The following is a 17,886-nucleotide window of genomic DNA, read 5'->3' on the forward strand; positions in this document are numbered from 1 at the left end:
CCGAACGAAACCGTCCTATTCCTGGAGGAGGGCATGCACGCGGTCGAGAACGTCGCCGACGGTGCGGACGCTCTTGAACTCCTCGGGCTTGAACTTGCGGCCGGTCAGTTCCTGCAGTTTCACCACGAGATCCACCGCGTCGATGCTGTCGAGGTCGAGGTCTTCGAACAGCTTCGCGTCGCGGGAAATCTTCTCCGGCGGCACCTCGAACATGTCTTCGAGATAACCCTTCAGGCGCGCATAGATCTCGTCCTGCGTCAGCATCAGCCTTTACTCCGCGCGCTGGGATTGTATGAACCGGGCCAGGGAGCGCACGTTGGCAAAGTGCTGCTTCACTTCGTCGGTCACGGACTCAATCTTGATGCCGTATGCCTTGCGCAGCGCGACGCCCAATTCCAGCGCGTCGATGGAATCGAGACCGAGGCCGTCGCCGAAGAGCGGTTCCTCGCTGTCGATCTCACCCGGGTCGATGTCTTCGAGCTTGAGCGCGTCAACAATCAGGATCTTCAACTCACGTTCAAGCTCTTCCATCGGCCAGCCGTTCCGCAAAATAATCTTCCAAGCTGCGGACCAACTTCCTGGCCGCCAGCGAGCGGTATTGATAGCCGAGCATCCCCTTGACGTCCAGGCGATCCCCTACCATGACGCGAAAAATCGGCCGCCTTGGCGGGATCATCCACCATTTTTCACCCTTTATCAGCGTGGGCGGATCGCAGGTGATGGTGACCAGCTGCAACTCGGCTTCCAGGAGGGTCGCCACGTTGGCGAAGCCGCGGCGGAAGCGGATCGGCTCGCCGGGGACGGTGCGCGTGCCCTCGGGGAAGATGATGATGCCGTCGCCGGCCTCCAGCGCGGTCCGGCAGGCCTCCAGCAGCGCTTCGGGATCCAGATCGTTGCGGATGTAGCCGGCGCCGCGCACCATGCCGCCCAGCCAGCGGCTCTCCCACAGCTCCTTCTTCACGATGCACTGGGCGCGCGGCATCAGCGCCATAAGCAGCACCACGTCGAGCAGCGAGGGATGGTTCGCCACCACCAGCTTGCCGCAGCCGTCGCGCAGGCGCCCGGCACCCTCGACCTCCAGGTCGATGACGCGCAACACCCGCAGCATCCGGATGTAGAAGCGGAAGATGATGTGGACGAGGTATTGACAGCGCCGGCGCCGGATCTCGCCCCGCGGGCTGGCCAACGCCACCAGCGGGAAGACGGTGGGCGCCAGGATGGCCCCCCCTCCGAACAGGAACGCGAACGCGAAGCCGGTCGCCGCACGCCGCCACAGGCGGTCCAGGTGCCTAGCCAGCACGGCGCCACACCCAGTCGAGCCGTCCCCCGCGCGACGCCGCCTGCGGGGCCCCGGACAGCAGGAAGCGCAGGAAGTCCAGCGCCGTGGACTCCGCCGGGCGCTCGCCGCCGGCCGGCGCGCTCTCCAGCGCGATCGTCTCGCCCCCGCCGTCCACGGGGCCGAGCGCCAGGGCGACGGCCAGCGGCAGCGCGGCGTCGGCCTCGGTGCGGAAGGGAGCGTACGCCTCGGGCATGGGCGCGTCGCCGTAGAGCAGCAGCACCGGTTCGGACGGGTTCTCGGCGACGCTGGCGGCGGCTTCCAGGAGTCCGAAGGCGAAGCTGTCCGGTCCGGCGGCCAGCGCCGTGTGGCCGAGGCGGTTGCCGGTGTGGATGGACAGCAGCCCGGCCAGCCCGTGGTGCACCGACAGGCTGAACTCGGCCGGCGACGGCAGGTCGCCCTGGCGCAACGCGTCGATGATTCCGACGGTCCGTTCCAACTCCCCGTGGCCGGAGGCGAGGACGTAGCGCGCGGTCTGCGCCGCGTCGCCGCAGGCCAGCGCGGCGGCGATCAGCTTCTGTCCGACGGTCGAGGTGCGCCGGCGCAGCATCATGGGCAGCGCCGGCAGCGCCACGTCGTCGTCGGCATGGTCGTGGAGGGTGGCGGGGGCGCCGGCCCAGGCCCGCCACGCGGCCCGGGTGGCGCGGTCCGGCGCCCAGGCGCACCAGCCGCGCAGAGCGACACGCAGGGATTCGGTCATGATGTGAGCTGCACTCAACGCTTGGCCTGGTACAGACGCCGTTCGATCTCGTCCTCGAGCGCGCGCACCAGCTTGTTGTAGTTGCGATGGACGGTTTCGCCCTGCTCCAGCAGGTTGGTCGTGGAGACGTGGTCGATGGTGTAGCTTTCGTGTGAATAGCGGATCTCGACCACCGCCTCGTGCTCCTTCCACGCCTGTCTGGCGGTCATCTCACCCGGCGCCTTCCAATCCACACGCCAGCCGCGGTTGGCGGCGGCCTCCATGATCGTCTGCTGGATCGTCGCGGCGGGCAGGCCGCGCGCCGCGGCCGGAATCGGGTGGTCGGTCACCCGGTAGATGGGTTGCCGGCGGTTGCAGCCGCCGAGCGCGACAGCCGCTGCCAGGACGATGAAAAGTGCGCGGATGGTGGTCTTCAACGGCATGTCCCGCGGTAGGCCTGCCCCGTGAGGGCGAGTGCCGACCCTAGCACGGCAGGGTCACGTTGTGGATAGCCGCCTGCGTCAGGTCCGCGGCGCGGTGGCCGGCGTGGGTAGCCGGTTGCCGGCCTTGCCGTCGGCGGCGGGCTGCGGAGCGCGCGGGTTGGTGACGACGCGGGTCTGCGGACAGCCGCGGCGCGGGTTGATCATCAGGGTCGGGCAGGCCTGCGCGCGGAGGTCGGCGCCGCTGGGCAGGGCGCGGCGCGTGTCGAGCACCCACGCGGCGACGTCCTGCGTTACCCGGTCGCCGTCCAGCGTGCGCATCAGCAGGTGCCGTCCCGCCGGGTAGAGCGCGATGCGCGTGTCCCGCGGCAGGTCGCGGGCCAGCGCCGCCACGCCGTCGCGCGGCACGTGCACGTCCAGGTCCCCCAGCATCAGCAGCACGGGGACGCGCACCTTGCGCGCCTCGGCACGGGCGTCGTGCATCAGGTCCACGATGCCGGCCAGCGTCTGGAAGCGTGTCCGGTGGATGATGAGCGGATCCTCGCGCATGCGGCGCAGGACCTCGGGATCGTCGGTGGAGGGATTGGCCACGCGAAGCGGCGGCACGGTCACGTCCGGCACCAGCGAGCCCAGGATCGTGGCGGCGTCCAGCGTCACCGCCGCCCGCAGGCCGGTGCCCCAGACGGCCGGGGCGGACAGCACGATGCCGGACAGCAGCCCCCGCTCCGCCCGCGCCGCCGCCATGACGACGACCGCGCCGCCCATGCTCTCGCCCAGCAGATAGACGGGCGCGTCAGGGTGGCGCTCGCGGACCAGTCTGACCAGCGTCACGAGATCGTCGGCCATGCGTTCACCGCCGTACCAGCGGCCGCGCTCCATGGCCTTGCCGAAGCCGCGCTGGTCGATGGCGTAGGTGGCGATGCCCGCCCGCGCCCACAGCCGCGCCGGCCGGTCGAACGCAAGCCCGTAGTCGTTCATGCCATGGGCGGCGACGATCACCGCCCGCGGTTGGCCCGCCACGCCCCAGGTGTGCAGCGGAAGCGGCGTGCCGTCGTTGGCGACCATCACCGACCAGCCCAGCACCGGCGTGGCGATCACGGGCGGCAGCGGATCCGCCGGATCAGAGGTGCACGCGCCGACCAGCACCGCAGCCGTCACGGCCATCACCAGCAACAGCAACGGTCGACGCCGCATCGATCGCTTTCCGCCTCCTGCACCCTTGCAGGCGCTGCCGCCGTCGACACGCCCGGAGGCCACCCTACTTGCCACCCAGCTTGACCACGGTTCCCTTCAGCGCCACGCCGGCCATGAGGCCGCCGGCGCCGCACATGTACTCGGCGTCGCTGACCGTTTCCGTGTTCTTGTAGTTGCTTTTGATGTTGATCACCGCGTTGCCGCCCTGCTTGCGGGCGCGCTCCTGCAGTTCCAGCACGGCGCTGAGGAACGCCCACTCGCACGCCTCGCGGTCGGACTTGTTGAAGGCGTTGGTCTTCTTGTTGGTGGCCCACTCGCCGAAGTCCTTGGCCGCCTTGGGGTGCTTCTGCTTGCCGAAATAGAGCTTCACACCCTTGTCCAGCTTCTCCTGCGCGGCGGCCGTGGCGAGCGCGGCGTCAACCGGGAACATGTGGCGGGTGTCGCGGGCCTGCGCCGGCATGCCGGCGCAGAGAATGGCGGCGAACAGCGCGAAGGCGGCGGTACGGCTCACGACCCCTCCCACAATAAGAGCGTTGCATGGTCTGCACTATTTTAAGGGGAGTGCTCGACCATGCAATCGATTTTGAGGGCATCAGGCGCGCCGGGGGCGCATCACAGCGGCTTGATGCCCTGCCGGTAGGTGAACAGGTCGGTCCGGTCGTAGGCGGTCTTCACCCGCCGCAGTCTCGCGTAGTTGCCGCCGTAATAGGCGGCGGACCAGTCCTTCAGCGAGGGATCGGGGAAGTTCTGGAAGGCGCCCGCCGCCTTGGTCGCCGCGTTGACCGTGGCGTAGAACCGCTCCTGCCAGGCCAGGTTCTCGTCCACCAGCGCCTTCGGGTCCTTCCGGTCCCACCAGTTCACTTCGGACGAGAACAGCCAGTCGTAGCCGCGGTGGACGTAGGCGGTGGCATCGGCCGGCGTGGCGTTCACCTTCCCGCCCACCTGGAAGAACTTGAAGGAATTGGCCATGCAGGTGCCCGGCATGCGGCGGGCGAGCCGCACCATGGCGGCGACGGCGTCGGGCGTGATCTCCGCCGCCTTCATGTAGGAGGATTTCTCCTGATAGAAGTACGGGTAGGTGAATTCGCTGAGGAGATCCTGCGCCGGCCAGTAGGCCATGTCCCTGGTGATCGTCCGCTTCGACGCCTTCTCGAGCACGGGGCCGATGATCGCCTCCACGGTCGTGGTGCATTTGTGCAGCTGGCCGAGGATGGAGACGCTGATCTGCTGGCTGCCGCTGCCGCGCGGCGGGCTGGTGACGCTGATCTTGCTGCCGAATTCCGGCGGCGCCTCGGCGAGCCGCGTCAGCAGGGTGTGCAGCACCTCGTCCACGTCCGTGGTCCAGGTGATGTCGAAGAAGGTGACCGTCTCCACCGGGAAGGTGCGCAGGGTGAAGGACGTGTTGATGCCGAAGTTCCCGCCGGCCCCGCCGCGGCAGGCCCAGAACAGGTCGGCGTCGGCGCCGCCGTCCTGGATGTCGGCGTGCAACGCGCCGTCCGCCGTGACGATGCTCGTGGCCTGCAGCAGGTCCGATCCCATGCCGAACATGCGCATGTTGAAGCCGATGCCTCCGCCCAGCAGGAAGCCAGCCGCGCCCACGGTGGTGCAGCGCCCGTGGGTGATGGTGCGGTTCAGCCGCTCCAGCGCCTGGTAGGCCATGCCGTTGAGGGCGCCGCCGCCCACCTTCACCAGCCCGTCCCCGCCGGGCAGCGCTGAGATGGCGCTCATGGGCGTCATGTCGATCAGCAGGCCGGGGGTGGTGGAGAAGCCGGCGTAGTTGTGCCCGCCGCTGCGCACGGCGAACCGGGCGCCGTGCTTCCGCACCCAGGCGACGCAGGCCTGCACGTCCTGGTCGCTGGCGCAGCGCGCGATGGCGGTGGGGAGCGTGCGGAAGCGCAGGTTGTTCGGCCGGGCGTAGTCGCCGAAGAACGGGTCGTCGGGTAGCACGACGCCGCCCTGCACCGCCGCGGCCAGATCCTTCAGGGCCGAGGGCGCGATGCGGCCGTTGGCGGCTTCCGCCGCCGCGGAAAGCGGCACGGCGCTGGCGAGCGCCGACGCGGTGGCGAACCGGCCGGCCCCGACCAGAAACGTGCGGCGGCTCGACTGAACGGACGTGAGCATGAAGTCTCCCTGTGGATGGCTGCGGGCGTTGGTCGCCCGCTTCGAGCGATGACGGTCGAGGGGGCCGGTCAGTGGCCGTGCGTGACGGCGGCGACGCGGGTCTTGGCGTTCGGATCCACGACGGTGACGTTGGTCATCATGCCGACGTCCTCGTGGTCGAGGATGTGGCAGTGGATCGGGAAGGTGCCGGCATAGTCCGTGTACTTCGTCAGCGCCTTGTAGCCGTTCGGCCCGACCAGCATGGTGTCGCGCCATTGCGGCGTGGACAGCGGCTGGCCGTCCACCTCGGTGACCAGGAACGGGTTCACGTGGATGTGGAAGACATGCACGCCGGGGGTGGAGACGACGTGCTGGTCCACCGAGCCGAGCGGCGGCTGGAACAGGACGCGGCCGGGGCAGAACAGCTCGCCGTTGATCTGCAGCTTGAACGAGGTCGGCATCGCCGCCGGGTCGTAGCTCGGCAGGTCGTTCTTCAGCGTGCCGGCCGGCGCGACGACCTTGGTGACGCCGAAGACCACGTAACGGCAGGCGTCGGGCGGGGTGGCCGCGGTGATCTCGGGCACCAGCGGCCGCGGCAGCGGGTCGGTGGGCAGCGCCATCGGCTTCGGCGCGCCGGCCACGTCGACGGTGAAGACGGTCGCTGGATCGCCGACGAAGGCGGCCTCCTGCCAGACGCCGCCGATCTCGAAGCCGGCGGTCAGGCCGGTGGTCGGCCCGCCCTGTCCCTTGGCCACGTACTGCCCGACCTGGGCCAGCAGCCGCGTCGGCTGCGCCGGGGCCTGCACCAGGATGTCGGCGCGCCCGCCCGGCGGCAGATAGACCGCCTGCACCGCCGCCGCCTTCGGGCTGAAGTTCACGCCGTCCATGGCGATCAGCGTCACGGTCACCGGGGCGCCGCCGGAGGCCTGAACCAGGGCGAACTTCGCTTCGGCCTGGAAGCCGGTGTTGACGATGCGCCAGCGCTGCACCTCTCCCGGCTGCATGGCGAGCGTGCGGCCGGTGGTGCCGTTCACCGTCCACTCGGCCGCCGCCCCGTTGCCCGGCGCGTTCCACAGCGTGTCGAAGTCCGGCAGCTCGCCGTTGGCGTTCAGCATCACCTGCTGGAGCAGCAGCACCTGCTCGGTGATGCCGTCGATCCCCTTCACCCGGTCGATGGTGCCCGCCCCGCCGCGGACGATCAGCGCGCCGGCCGCGCCACTGGCGACCTGCACCGCCACCGAGCCGTGCCGGTGCGGGTGGTACCAGAAGGTGCCGGGGGTATGGTTCTTCAGATTGTAGACGTAGTCGAAGCCGCCGACGACGCTGGTCTCGCCATCGGCGTGCTTGGCCTCGGTGCCCTTCGGCAGAACCTCGAGGTAGACGTTGTCGCTGCGGCCGTCCGGCGATACGTGCAGGCCGTGGGTGTGCAGGTTGGTGGTGTTGAACTGGCTGGGAACGTTGACGATGTGGGGCCGCGCCTGGTCGGGATTGCGCGGCAGCCCGTTCGTCAGGCGCACGCCGAAGGCGCCGGTCTGGCCGAACTCCAGCGTCGGGCCCATCAGGTACTGCCGGGCGGTGACGTTGTCGTAGGCGCGCAGGTTCTTGGCCGGACGGCCGCCGAGCTGGACGCTCTGCGCCTTCATCCCCAGCGTCGCGGCGGAGCCCGGGCGCACCTTGAGGACGGGCGGTGTCGGCAGCGCCCCGCCGGCGGCCGGGGCGGCGCCCAGCAGCGCCTCGCCCGCCTTTGGCGCCGCTGGTGCTGGCGTCGTCGTCGAACGGATGCGCGCGCCCAGCGACCCGGGGTGGTCGCCGAGATGGGCTTCGTGCGTGCCCGTCTGGGCCTGCGCGACGCCGCCGCCCGTGGCTACGGCCGCCACCGCCGCCGAACCGCCCAGCAGGGCCGAACGCCGGGAGATCGTGCGCATCCCAAACCAAGTCTTCATTCTTCGCTCCCCTAGGAATGTTGGTTGTACGACGATACGGGCGCGCCTGGTCCCCGGCTTGCCCCGTACGGCAGCGTGCGTGTTCTTTGAGATGCGATAACGGTACAGAAGATAAGAATTGACCCGCAAGAAATTATTGCGGCCTTTATGCGTCAATACCGATCCATACTTTTGTAAGCTGAGAGATGCGGGGTCGCATACTTGAGTATGCTGGTGTGAAAGCCGTCGGAGATATGGGCCTGCGCGTCCAGACACGCCCGCTCACGTCACGGCTCGGTGGGGGAGTGAGTGGGTTGGGCGAGAACAGGTGCAGGAGATCGGGCGTGCCCGGTGCCATTTGGTCGGGCTGCCGTCAGGCATCGATCGGACGGCCCGGTTCTCGGGGGAAAGGCCGGTCGCCAATGCGTTTTCGTCACCCAGGCGGCCGAGCCAGACCCGACCCGGGCGGTGTCGTCACGGTTGCAGCAGGGGCGGCAGCAGGCTGCACGCGCTGAAGAACAAAGCCCCGGTGATGAACTTCCAATAGGCGACGTTTCGATACCAGGCGAGATCGTCCGGCGTCGGCGTGTTCGTGCGCTGGAGCGCCGTCACCGCACGGTCATCCAGGATGCTCATGGCGCCAACTCCTTCACTGAGTCTGACGCAATGATAGCGTTCAACAATGAGCGTCCTGTTAACGGCGCCGCGTCGGGTGAATTCGGCGAAAGAAACCGGGCAGCAATAAAGGAGTAGGGGGCGCGGAAACTGATCCCGGGTCGGTTGGTAAGGGGAAGCGACGGAATGCCGGCCATCCGAACGCAGACCGGCGGGGCATCAAGGGAGATGCGTCATGCAGGACGTTGCCCATACAGCGGCATCCGGTCCACGGCCGCCTCAGAACCCGCATCGCAAGCCGCTGTACCGAAACCTGTACTTCCAGGTCTTGTGCGCGATCACCATCGGCATCGCGCTCGGCTACGCCTACCCGAAGCTGGGCGAAAGCATGAAGCCGCTGGGTGACGGCTTCGTGAAGCTGATCAAGATGCTGATCGCACCGATCATCTTCTGCACGGTCGTGCACGGCATCGCCAGCATGGAAAACATGAAGAAGGTCGGGCGAGTCGGCATCAAGGCGTTGATCTACTTCGAGGTGCTGACCACCGTCGCGCTTGTGATCGGCTTGGTGGTCGTGAATCTCTGGAAGCCCGGCGTGGGCATGAACGTCGATCCCACGACGCTGGACACCAAGGCGATCCAGGCCTACACGCAGGCGGCGGAGAAGACCAACGCCGTCGATTACATCCTGCACATCATTCCCAACACGGTTGTCGGGGCCTTCGCCGAGGGCGAGATCCTGCAAGTGCTGCTGTTCGCGGTGCTCTTCGCCTTTGGTCTCCATTTTCTGGGCGAGCGGGGCCGGCCATTGCTCAACGTCATCGACCTGACGTCCGCTGCGCTGTTCAAGGTGGTGGGCATCGTCATGCGGGTGGCGCCGGTAGGCGCCTTCGGCGCCATGGCCTTCACCATCGGCAAGTACGGCGTGGGAACACTGCTGTCGCTCGGCAAGCTGATGGCTGGATTCTACTTCACCTGCCTGCTGTTCGTCTTCGGGGTTCTGGGAGGCATCGCGTGGATGTTCGGGTTCAGCATCTTTCACTTCGTCCGCTACATCAAGGAGGAGTTGCTGATCGTGCTGGGCACCTCCTCCTCGGAATCGGTGCTGCCCCGCATGATCGCCAAGCTGGAGAACCTGGGCTGCGACAAGTCGGTTGTCGGGCTCGTCATTCCCACCGGCTACTCCTTCAATCTCGACGGCACCTGCATCTACCTGACCATGGCGGCGATTTTCCTGGCGCAGGCCACCAACACGCCGCTCACCCTGGGGCAGGAATTGGGGATCATCGGGGTGCTGCTGCTCACCTCCAAGGGCGCAGCGGGCGTCACGGGCAGCGGCTTCATCGTTCTGGCCGCAACGCTGGCGTCGGTCGGTACGATCCCGGTGGCGAGCATCGCCCTGATCCTGGGTGTGGACCGCTTCATGTCGGAAGCGCGCGCCCTGACCAACCTCGTTGGCAACGGAGTCGCCACCATCGTCGTGTCGAAATGGGAGGGCGCGCTCGACACCGAGCGGATGCGCAGCCATCTGGAGCACGAGACGGACGAGGAGGCCGACGTCCCGGAGGATTTGTTGGCGCAACGCGAGGTCCAGGACGCCGACATGCGCCGGAGGGCGGCGCTCTGACCAGAGGGCGCACGGCGGTCTTGTCGGAGCGCGCTTGGGCGAAAAAGCGTCCCATCGCCGCGTCATTGCTCTGCTCCGCCCGGCGTCCGGTTTCGCGCAAGGCCGCCTCGACGTTGTGGGCGGTCTCGCCCGTGATCGCCACCGGCTGTGCGGCGGTCACTAATAAGATTTCAGCAGGCGCCCGGTCACGGGGAACAATTCACCGTTCCTTTAGGAACGAAGGAGATCATCGTGCGAGCTGCGACAAAACGCCGCTGTTCTGCCGGGCTCCCTTGGGAAGGCCGTCGATCGGTCCGGTGGCAGAGCGCGTCGAAGCGACCATAGCACCGAAGGGCACACCCATGGCACGCTGGTTCACAAATCTCTCCCTCCTCGCCAAGATCCTGATTCCGATCGCGTTTCTGGGGATCGTCACGGGTGGCATCGCCTGGGAGGCCAAGGTCGAGGTCGACGGCCTGAACAGGCTTACCAACGAGGCCATCCATCTCGTCGCGTCGCGTCGCGCGCGCATGCTCGACAGCGGCAAGACCATCGCCGAAGCCGCCGTCCAGCTGCGCAACATCATCCTGGCCAGCCGGGAAGCCGATGCGCAGGCCGCTGCAGGGATGGTGCGCGACCGGCTCGCCCGCCTCGACGACACCTTGGCGAAGCTCGACGAGACGTCGAACACCGACGAGCGCCGTGCGGCCGCCAGCCGCCTGCGCGCCTTGGCCGCCGACTATCGCAAGGCTGCCGAGAGGACCGCGGCGGCGGGCCTGCAAAGCGGAAGGGATGCCGCCCTCAAGCTCCTGGACGAGGAGGCCGTCCCCGCCCTGAAGGCGCTCACCAAATACACCGATGAGCGGGTGGCGGCGCTCGGCTCGGAAATGGAGGCGATCTCCAAGCGGACCGACGAAATGGCGCAGCAGACCGGGCGCAACGTTCTGGTGAGTGCGGCGGTGGGGCTGACGCTCGCCATCGGTTTCGTCGTGTGGATCGTGGTGGTCCTGATCGCCCGCCCCTTGGCCCGCATCACCGGTTCGCTGTCCACCCTGGCCAACGGCAACCTCGACGTGACCGTCGCGGGGGCCGACCGCAAGGACGAGGTCGGGTCGCTGGCGCGCTCCATGCAGGTCTTCAAGGACAATGGTCTGGAGATGCGCCGCATGCAGGCCGAGCAGGAGGCGTCGAGGGCCAAGGCTGAGCAGGAGCGCAAGGCCATGATGCTGGCCATGGCCGATACCTTCGAGGCAAGCGTCCGGGACGTGGTCGAGGCCGTCGCCTCGGCCGCCACGGAGATGGAGGCCGCCGCCACGGCGATGTCCACGACGGCCCAGCAGGCATCCCGCCAGTCGACCGCCGTTGCGGCCGCCGCCGAGCAGGCGTCCGCGAACGTGAACACGGTTGCCGGGGCCACGGAAGAACTCTCCGCCTCCGTCCAGGAAATTGGCCGCCAAGTCGCCGCCTCGACGCAGATCGCCGCCCAGGCGGTCGAGGATTCTCTACGGACCGATGCCATGATGGCCGGGCTGGCCGAGGCGGCGAAGCAGATCGGCGACGTGGTCGGCCTCATCAACAACATCGCCAGCCAGACCAACCTGCTGGCGCTGAACGCCACCATCGAGGCGGCGCGGGCCGGCGAGGCCGGCAAGGGCTTCGCCGTCGTCGCGGGCGAGGTCAAGCACTTGGCCAGCCAGACCGCCAAGGCGACTGGAGACATCCAGGCCAGGGTGGATGAGATCCAGAGCGCCACCCACGGCGCCGTGGCGGCCATTCGCGGCATCGGCGGAACCATCACCCGGATGAACGAGATCGCGACGGCCATCGCCTCGGCCGTCGAGGAGCAGGGGGCGGCGACCCGCGACATCGCGGGGAACGTCCAGCAGGCTGCGCGCGGCACCCAGGAGGTGTCATCCAACATCCTGGGCGTCAATCAGGCCGCGGGGGAGACCGGCGCAGCCGCCGCCCAGGTGGCCGGAGCGGCCGGGAGCCTGTCACAGGAGGCGGAAAAGCTGCGCGGCGAGGTGTCGAGATTCCTCGGCAACGTCCGTTCGGCGGCCTGACGCGTCGCGGGGGGAACTGACCCCCAAGCCAGCCGTCGGCTTCCAGCGTTCACCCGGCGCGTGCACGTGAGCGTTTTGTGGAGACGGTGCGGGGGGGCCTTTGCGGCGGCATCGGGTAAGGCCCCCCATGTTCGCGGCGGTCTCCTCAGCTGTGTGAGAACATCCGCCGGCCGGCGACCGGCATGTCCGCCGCCAGAACGGTCCCCGACTTCGATTCCGTGATGAAGAGCGTCCGGTTGTCGGCGCCGCCATAGGCACAGTTGGTTACCAGCAGGCCCTCGGGCGACTTGATCCGCAGCATCGGTTCGCCGATGGCGCTGAACAGCCAGACCGAGCCCAGACCGACGTGGCAGACGGCGATGTTGCCGTCCTCGTCGATGGCCATGCCGTCAGGCCCGCCGCCGCCGGACATCTGGATGAAGACGCCCACCTTGCTGGCGCCGCCGTCTTTCATCAGCGGCACCCGCCACACCGCGTTGTCGCGGGTGACCGCGAGGAAGAGGATGGTTTCGTCCTTGTTGAGAACCAGGCCGTTGGGACTCGGCACATTGTCCAGGATGCAGTCGAGCCGTCCGTCAGTGCGCAGCCGGAACAGCCGCCCGGTCGGGTCGTGCAGGCCGGTCTGCCCCTGGTCGGTGAAGTAGATGTCGCCGTTCGACGCGAACACGAGATCATTCAGCCCCTTGAAGCGCTGCAGCAGGGCGCGCTCCAGGTAGGGTTCCACCCGCCCGCTCGCCGGATCGAGCACCATCAGCCCGTGCCGGTGGTCGGTGATGAAGGCGCGGCCGTCGCGGTGGAACTTCAGACCGTTCGGTTCTCCATCGTACTCCGCGGCGAGGTCCACACGCCCGTCCGGTGCGATCCTGAAGATGCGCCCCCAGGGGATATCCACCACCCAGAGGTTCCCGTCGCGATCGAAGGACGGTCCTTCCAGGAAGCTCGGCGTCGGCGCCCCATGGAACTGGACGTCGACCCAGGCCGAACGCGACGCCGCGCGCGAGAACTGTTCGGGGAGGCGGGCGAAGACGCGCGCCTCGGCGGTGGGGGGCGGTGCAAACATGGATCCTCCCTTGCGATTGTTCATTGGTCCGGTAAGGACTCATTCATCACGATTCACTGTTTCACACACGATATGACTTATGACTCATAAGTCATTTTTGTACTTGACTATGGGCCGGATCGGGAAAAAGCTCAACCTTGAAAAAAGAACATACTTGGGAGGGAACGCCATGGCCGGTTGGAAGACCTGCGCCTCGAAGCCCACGCTCGCCCTCATCTTCGGCTTTGCAGGCACCGCTATCGCGGCCGCTCCGGCGGCGGCGGAAACATGGGAAATGTACACGTACAACCCGGTGGCGACGGTGGCGGGGGCCAGAGGGCTGGCCAGGATCGCCGAAGCGGTGGAAAAGGACACCAACGGGCAGCTCACCATGAAGCTGCACCTGGGCGGGTCGCTGCCGATCAAGGCTTCCAACATCACCCAGGCGGTCGCCGACAACGTCGTGCAGATCGCGGCCGATTCCTTCTTCACCGGAAGCATCCCGATGGCCGGCGTCACCCGGCTGCCGATGCTGGTGCAGGACGACCAGGAATTCGCCAAGGTCTCGGCGATCGTCGAGCCGTACATGGCCGCGGCGTACGCCAAGAAGGGCATCGTGGTCCTCGGCTCGTACTCCTACCCGCAGCAGGTGGCGTGGTCGCGCAAGCCGCTGAAGAGCCTCGCCGAGATCAAGGGCCAGAAGCTGCGCGTGACCTCGCCCGAACAGAGCGAGTTCCTGAAGCGCTTCGGCGGCAGTTCGGTCACGCTCGGGGCGCCCGAGGTGCCCTCGGCCATCGACCGCGGCGTGATCGACGGCGGCTTCACCGCCAGCTCCGGCCTCGGCTGGGTGTGGCGCGACCTCGTCAAGTACAACTACCGCCTGGGCATCAACTACGTGAATTCGCTGATCATCGCGAACAAGGAGGCGTACGACAAGCTGCCGCCCGAGGCCCAGGCGAAGCTGCGCAAGGCGGTGGAGGAGGCCGGCCCCTGGATCACCGCCACCATGCGCGAGGACGAGCAGGACCTGACCCGCAAGCTGGCCGAGGCCGGCATCGTGGTGACGGAGGCCAAGCCCGAGGAGGTGCAGCAGGCACAGAAGACGATGGCCTCCTATTGGGACGAGTGGGCGAAGTCGCACGGTCCGGAGGCGGTCGAGGCGCTCGGCAAGATCCGCGCCACCGTAGGGCGCTGAGCATGGACCGCCCCCTGGACCCGCATGGGGACCCGCACGGCGCCGGGGCGTCCCCGTTCCTCAACACCCGGCGCTGGGCCCCGCGCAAGAGCGCCGCCGAGAGAGGGGCGGAATGGCTGTGCCAAGCCATCCTCATCGCCATGATGGTGATGATCGGAGCCGAGGTGGTGGCGCGCGGCGTTCTCAACCACTCGCTCGAGGTAACGGACGAGCTGGGCGGCTATCTGCTGGTCGCGCTGACGTTCCTGAGCTTCTCGGTCTGCCAGGTCGACCACGCCTTCCACCGCGTCGAGTTCGTCCAGGCGCGCCTGGGCGAGCGCGGCCGGGCGTGGTCGGAACTGGTGTTCGACACGCTCTCCTTCGGCTTCGCCCTCATCCTGCTGTGGCAGACCGGCCGGCTGGTCCTGGTGGCGTGGCAGAGCGGCGAGACCGCGCCCACCAACCTGGCGACGCCGCTGTGGCTCCCGTACCTGTCCATGCCCATCGGTTGCGCGGTGCTGGGCTTCACCCTCCTGCGCACTCTGGTGCGCGACGTCCAGCGGCTGGCCGTCAGGGAACCGGGAGGCCGCCATGGGGCCTGAACTGCAGATCATCCTGGTCTTCGTGGTGTTCCTCGGGCTGCTCGCCGCCGGCATGGCGGTGCCCTTCGCCATCGCCCTGCCGGCGGTGCTCTACCTCTACTTCCAGGGCGGGCTGGTGGCCTTCAAGGCCCTCGGCCTCGTCAGCTGGGGCAGCATGGACAGCTTCACCCTGACGGCGGTGCCGCTGTTCATCCTGATGGCCGAGATCCTCCAGGCTAGCGGGCTGAACCAGCGGGTCTACCAGGGGCTGTCGCGTCTGGTGGCGCGCATACCCGGCGGCCTGCTGCAGACCAACATCGCCGGCTGTGCCGTGTTCGCCGCGATCAGCGGGTCGAGCGTCGCCACGGCGGCCTCCATCGGCAGCGCGGCGCTGCCGCAGCTGATCGGGCGTCAGTACGACCGGCGGCTGTCGGCCGGCTCGCTGGCGGCGGGCGGCACGCTGGGCATCCTCATCCCGCCCAGCCTGGCGATGATCATCTACGGCACCTTCACCGAGACCTCGGTCGCCAAGCTGTTCATGGCCGGCGTGGTGCCCGGCCTGCTGCTCACCGCCATGTTCATGGCCTACATCGCGGTCCAGGCCATCTACCGGCCGGGCGTCGCGCCGGTGGAGCAGGGGGTGCGCACGGCGGCCGACGCGCTGCGCGCGCTCGTCGAGATGGCGCCCTTCTTCCTGATCATCGGCGCCACGTTGGGCGGGCTCTACCTGGGCTTCGTCACGCCGACCGAGGCGGCGGCGGCCGGCTGCCTGCTGGCCATCGTGGTCAGCGCGGTCTGGGGGCGCATGACGCCGCGGATCTTCTTCGACGCGTTGCGCCGGTCGGTGGGCGTCATCGGGAACATCCTGTTCATCACCTACAGCGCCTTCCTGTTCTCCTACGCGATCAGCTACGCCGGGGTGGGGGAGGCGGTGACCGCCTTCGTCATCAGCCTCGACCTCAGCCGGCTGGAGTTCTTCCTGGCGCTGTTCATCCTCTACACCGTGCTGGGGTGCCTGGTCGAAAGCCTGGGGATGATCGTCATCACGGTGCCGCTGCTGTACCCGATCCTGCACAGCTACGGCATCGACCCGATCTGGTTCGGGGTCATCCTCGTCGTCTTCATCGAGCTGGGCCAGATCTCGCCGCCCATCGGCATCAACCTGTTCGTCATCCAGAGCATCTGGGACGGCAAGCTGAGCGATGTGGTGATGGGCTCGATCCCCTTCCACCTCATCATGTTCGTCCTGCTCGGCCTGCTCTTCCTGTGGCCGGAGCTGGCGATGTGGCTGCCCATGCACATGAGCGGCTGACGCGACGACGAACGCGACCCATCGGGAATTCCCTACCATGTCCGAGACATTCGACATCGTCATCCGCGGCGGCACCGTCGTGGATGGCACCGGCGGCGAGCCTTTCGAGGGCGACGTCGCCATCGCCGGCGGGCGCATCGCCGCCGTCGGCCGGGTCCCCGGCCGCGGAACCGAGGAGATCGACGCGCGCGGGCTGCTGGTCACGCCCGGCTTCGTCGACATCCACACCCATTACGACGGCCAGGTCACCTGGAGCGAGCGGTTGCGCTCCTCCTCCACGCTGGGCGTGACCACGGTGGTGATGGGCAATTGCGGCGTCGGCTTCGCGCCGTGCCGGCCGAACCATCGCGACATCCTCGTGCGCCTGATGGAGGGCGTGGAGGACATTCCCGGCGTCGTCCTGGCCGAAGGCCTGCCCTGGAATTGGGAGACCTTCCCGGAGTACCTGGATGCGCTGGAGGCCCGCCGCTTCGACGCCGACGTGGCGGCGCAGATCGGCCACGCCCCGCTGCGCGTCTACGTCATGGGCGAGCGCGGCGCGCGGCGCGAGCCGGCAACCGACGCCGACAAGGCGGAGATGGCCCGCCTCGCCGCCGAGGCGGTGCGGGCCGGCGCCCTGGGCTTCTCCACCTCGCGGACGATCATCCACCGCAGCAGCGACGGTTCCGCGACGCCCAGCCTCGGCGCGCCCGAGGACGAGCTGACCACCATCGCCCGGGGGTTAGGGGAGGCGGGGCAGGGCGTGCTCCAGCTCATCTCCGACTTCGACGACGTGGACGCCGAGTTCGCCATGATCCGCCGCATCGTCGAGCGGTCGGGGCGCCCGCTGTCGCTGTCGCTGCTCCAGCACGAGCACGCGCCGCAGCGCTGGCGCCACCTGCTCGGTCACATCTCCCAGGCGGTGGACGACGGGCTGGAGATGCGGGCGCAGGTCGGCTCCCGCCCGGTGGCGATCCTGCTCAGCCTGGCGCTGTCGCTGTGCCCGTTCTCGCAATGCCCGACCTACGAGTCCATCGCGCACCTGCCGCTGGCCGAGCGGCTGCGGCGCATGCGCGACCCGGAGGTGCGGGCGCGGATCGTCGCCGAGCGGCCCGAGGATCCGGTCTTCGCCAACCGCGTCGCCAACTACGACAACCTCTACCGCGTCGACGACCCGCCCGACTACGAGCCGCCGCCCGAGATGAGCATCGGCGCCATCGCCCGGCGCGAGGGCCGGCCGCCGGCCGAGGTCGCCTACGACATCCTGATGGAGCGGGACGGCACCGCCATCCTGTACCGGCCGCTCTACAACTACACTGACCGCAACCTCGACGTGGTGCTGGAGATGATGAGCCACCGCGACACGGTGCTCGGCCTCGGCGACGGCGGTGCCCACTACGGCTACATCTGCGACGCCAGCTTTCCGACTTATCTGCTGACCCACTGGGTCCGCGACCGGACGCGCGGCGAGCGGCTGCCGCTTCCCTGGGTCATCAAGGCGCAGACGCAGGACACGGCTGCCGCCGTCGGGCTGCACGACCGCGGCGTCCTGGCGCCGGGCTACAAGGCCGACGTGAACGTCATCGACTTCGCCGGCCTGCGCCTGCACCCGCCGGAGATCGTCCACGACCTCCCGGCCAACGGCCGTCGGCTGGGGCAGCGCGCCGACGGCTACCGGGCGACCATCGTGTCCGGCGCCATCACCTACCGCGACGGCGCGCCGACCGGCCATCTGCCCGGGCGCCTGGTGCGCGGCGCGCAGCCGCGCCCCCGATAACGCCATGCGCGGCGCACAGCCGCGCCCACGCTAACACCACGCGCGGCGCGCAGCCGCCCCCGTTACCCC

At 68.5% G+C, this 17,886-nt stretch carries 17 protein-coding genes; 6 read left to right on the forward strand and 11 right to left on the reverse strand.

All coding sequences use genetic code 11. The annotated features are described in order from the left end of the window. Positions 1-15 precede the first annotated feature (15 nt). The 10 genes from ACRWK7_RS06415 to ACRWK7_RS06460 all read right to left on the reverse strand — a co-directional run bounded on the left by ACRWK7_RS06415 (position 16) and on the right by ACRWK7_RS06460 (position 8,307). On the reverse strand, positions 16-264 hold the full coding sequence (locus tag ACRWK7_RS06415) for an acyl carrier protein (RefSeq protein ID WP_431855371.1): 249 nt from the start codon (positions 262-264) through the stop codon (positions 16-18). Positions 265-270: 6 nt separating this feature from the next. Beyond that, the gene (locus ACRWK7_RS06420) at positions 271-531 is read right to left on the reverse strand and encodes a phosphopantetheine-binding protein (RefSeq protein ID WP_431855372.1); all 261 of its coding nucleotides are present in this window, start codon (positions 529-531) and stop codon (positions 271-273) included. Continuing rightward, positions 518-1,300, reverse strand: a complete 783-nt coding sequence (locus ACRWK7_RS06425; protein WP_431855373.1) for a lysophospholipid acyltransferase family protein — start codon at positions 1,298-1,300, stop codon at positions 518-520. The genes ACRWK7_RS06420 and ACRWK7_RS06425 overlap by 14 nt, the downstream gene beginning before the upstream one ends. Further along, positions 1,290-2,036: a beta-ketoacyl synthase chain length factor gene (locus tag ACRWK7_RS06430; RefSeq protein ID WP_431855374.1), complete on the reverse strand. Its 747-nt coding sequence runs from the start codon at positions 2,034-2,036 to the stop codon at positions 1,290-1,292. Before ACRWK7_RS06430 ends, ACRWK7_RS06425 begins: the two co-directional genes overlap by 11 nt. Positions 2,037-2,050: 14 nt before the next feature. After that, on the reverse strand, positions 2,051-2,452 hold the full coding sequence (locus ACRWK7_RS06435) for a hypothetical protein (RefSeq protein ID WP_431855375.1): 402 nt from the start codon (positions 2,450-2,452) through the stop codon (positions 2,051-2,053). Between the two features lie 84 nt (positions 2,453-2,536). Then, positions 2,537-3,649, reverse strand: a complete 1,113-nt coding sequence (locus ACRWK7_RS06440) for an alpha/beta fold hydrolase (RefSeq protein ID WP_431855376.1) — start codon at positions 3,647-3,649, stop codon at positions 2,537-2,539. A 64-nt stretch (positions 3,650-3,713) separates the two neighbouring features. Further along, positions 3,714-4,160: a hypothetical protein gene (locus ACRWK7_RS06445; RefSeq protein ID WP_431855377.1), complete on the reverse strand. Its 447-nt coding sequence runs from the start codon at positions 4,158-4,160 to the stop codon at positions 3,714-3,716. A 101-nt stretch (positions 4,161-4,261) separates the two neighbouring features. Then, on the reverse strand, positions 4,262-5,770 hold the full coding sequence (locus ACRWK7_RS06450; protein ID WP_431855378.1) for an FAD-binding protein: 1,509 nt from the start codon (positions 5,768-5,770) through the stop codon (positions 4,262-4,264). Positions 5,771-5,838: 68 nt separating this feature from the next. Next, positions 5,839-7,692, reverse strand: a complete 1,854-nt coding sequence (locus ACRWK7_RS06455) for a multicopper oxidase family protein (protein WP_431855379.1) — start codon at positions 7,690-7,692, stop codon at positions 5,839-5,841. A 453-nt stretch (positions 7,693-8,145) separates the two neighbouring features. Continuing rightward, positions 8,146-8,307: a hypothetical protein gene (locus ACRWK7_RS06460; protein WP_431855380.1), complete on the reverse strand. Its 162-nt coding sequence runs from the start codon at positions 8,305-8,307 to the stop codon at positions 8,146-8,148. Between the two features lie 214 nt (positions 8,308-8,521). Here ACRWK7_RS06460 and ACRWK7_RS06465 point away from each other — a divergent pair, with 214 nt between their 5' ends. Together ACRWK7_RS06465 and ACRWK7_RS06470 are read left to right on the forward strand one after the other, a co-directional pair. Next, positions 8,522-9,913 (forward strand): dicarboxylate/amino acid:cation symporter, encoded by a 1,392-nt coding sequence (locus ACRWK7_RS06465; RefSeq protein WP_431855381.1) that lies wholly within the window; start codon positions 8,522-8,524, stop codon positions 9,911-9,913. Positions 9,914-10,254: 341 nt separating this feature from the next. Further along, on the forward strand, positions 10,255-11,955 hold the full coding sequence (locus tag ACRWK7_RS06470; protein WP_431855382.1) for a methyl-accepting chemotaxis protein: 1,701 nt from the start codon (positions 10,255-10,257) through the stop codon (positions 11,953-11,955). A 145-nt stretch (positions 11,956-12,100) separates the two neighbouring features. On the opposite strand, the gene ACRWK7_RS06475 is transcribed toward ACRWK7_RS06470, so the two are convergent. Next, positions 12,101-13,015 carry an SMP-30/gluconolactonase/LRE family protein gene (locus ACRWK7_RS06475; protein ID WP_431855383.1) on the reverse strand — a complete coding sequence of 305 codons (915 nt, stop codon included), beginning with the start codon at positions 13,013-13,015 and terminating at the stop codon, positions 12,101-12,103. A gap of 169 nt (positions 13,016-13,184) precedes the next feature. Between ACRWK7_RS06475 and dctP the strand changes: the two genes are divergently transcribed. Genes dctP through ACRWK7_RS06495 form a run of 4 tightly spaced genes read left to right on the forward strand, consistent with a single transcriptional unit; the run spans position 13,185 to position 17,817 of the window. Then, complete coding sequence (dctP, locus tag ACRWK7_RS06480) at positions 13,185-14,189, forward strand: TRAP transporter substrate-binding protein DctP (RefSeq protein WP_431855384.1); 1,005 nt, start codon at positions 13,185-13,187, stop codon at positions 14,187-14,189. Between the two features lie 2 nt (positions 14,190-14,191). Continuing rightward, entirely contained in the window at positions 14,192-14,770 is a 579-nt protein-coding gene (locus ACRWK7_RS06485) for a TRAP transporter small permease (RefSeq protein WP_431855385.1), read from the forward strand. Next, the gene (locus tag ACRWK7_RS06490; protein ID WP_431855386.1) at positions 14,760-16,061 is read left to right on the forward strand and encodes a TRAP transporter large permease; all 1,302 of its coding nucleotides are present in this window, start codon (positions 14,760-14,762) and stop codon (positions 16,059-16,061) included. The genes ACRWK7_RS06485 and ACRWK7_RS06490 overlap by 11 nt, the downstream gene beginning before the upstream one ends. Positions 16,062-16,098: 37 nt before the next feature. Next, positions 16,099-17,817, forward strand: coding sequence for an N-acyl-D-amino-acid deacylase family protein (locus tag ACRWK7_RS06495; RefSeq protein ID WP_431855387.1), 1,719 nt, complete (start codon positions 16,099-16,101; stop codon positions 17,815-17,817). Positions 17,818-17,886: the final 69 nt, after the last annotated feature.

This window comes from Azospirillum sp. (genome assembly GCF_050789165.1).

What these genes read in the sequence shown, in the direction of transcription:
- ACRWK7_RS06415 (WP_431855371.1), bottom strand. Translation starts at nt 264, where the DNA reads ATGCTGACGCAGGACGAGATCTATGCGCGCCTGAAGGGTTATCTCGAA.
- ACRWK7_RS06420 (WP_431855372.1), bottom strand. Translation starts at nt 531, where the DNA reads ATGGAAGAGCTTGAACGTGAGTTGAAGATCCTGATTGTTGACGCGCTC.
- ACRWK7_RS06430 (WP_431855374.1), bottom strand. Translation starts at nt 2,036, where the DNA reads ATGACCGAATCCCTGCGTGTCGCTCTGCGCGGCTGGTGCGCCTGGGCG.
- ACRWK7_RS06440 (WP_431855376.1), bottom strand. Translation starts at nt 3,649, where the DNA reads ATGCGGCGTCGACCGTTGCTGTTGCTGGTGATGGCCGTGACGGCTGCG.
- ACRWK7_RS06450 (WP_431855378.1), bottom strand. Translation starts at nt 5,770, where the DNA reads ATGCTCACGTCCGTTCAGTCGAGCCGCCGCACGTTTCTGGTCGGGGCC.
- ACRWK7_RS06455 (WP_431855379.1), bottom strand. Translation starts at nt 7,692, where the DNA reads ATGAAGACTTGGTTTGGGATGCGCACGATCTCCCGGCGTTCGGCCCTG.
- ACRWK7_RS06460 (WP_431855380.1), bottom strand. Translation starts at nt 8,307, where the DNA reads ATGAGCATCCTGGATGACCGTGCGGTGACGGCGCTCCAGCGCACGAAC.
- ACRWK7_RS06465 (WP_431855381.1), top strand. Translation starts at nt 8,522, where the DNA reads ATGCAGGACGTTGCCCATACAGCGGCATCCGGTCCACGGCCGCCTCAG.
- ACRWK7_RS06470 (WP_431855382.1), top strand. Translation starts at nt 10,255, where the DNA reads ATGGCACGCTGGTTCACAAATCTCTCCCTCCTCGCCAAGATCCTGATT.
- ACRWK7_RS06475 (WP_431855383.1), bottom strand. Translation starts at nt 13,015, where the DNA reads ATGTTTGCACCGCCCCCCACCGCCGAGGCGCGCGTCTTCGCCCGCCTC.
- dctP (WP_431855384.1), top strand. Translation starts at nt 13,185, where the DNA reads ATGGCCGGTTGGAAGACCTGCGCCTCGAAGCCCACGCTCGCCCTCATC.
- ACRWK7_RS06485 (WP_431855385.1), top strand. Translation starts at nt 14,192, where the DNA reads ATGGACCGCCCCCTGGACCCGCATGGGGACCCGCACGGCGCCGGGGCG.
- ACRWK7_RS06490 (WP_431855386.1), top strand. Translation starts at nt 14,760, where the DNA reads ATGGGGCCTGAACTGCAGATCATCCTGGTCTTCGTGGTGTTCCTCGGG.
- ACRWK7_RS06495 (WP_431855387.1), top strand. Translation starts at nt 16,099, where the DNA reads ATGTCCGAGACATTCGACATCGTCATCCGCGGCGGCACCGTCGTGGAT.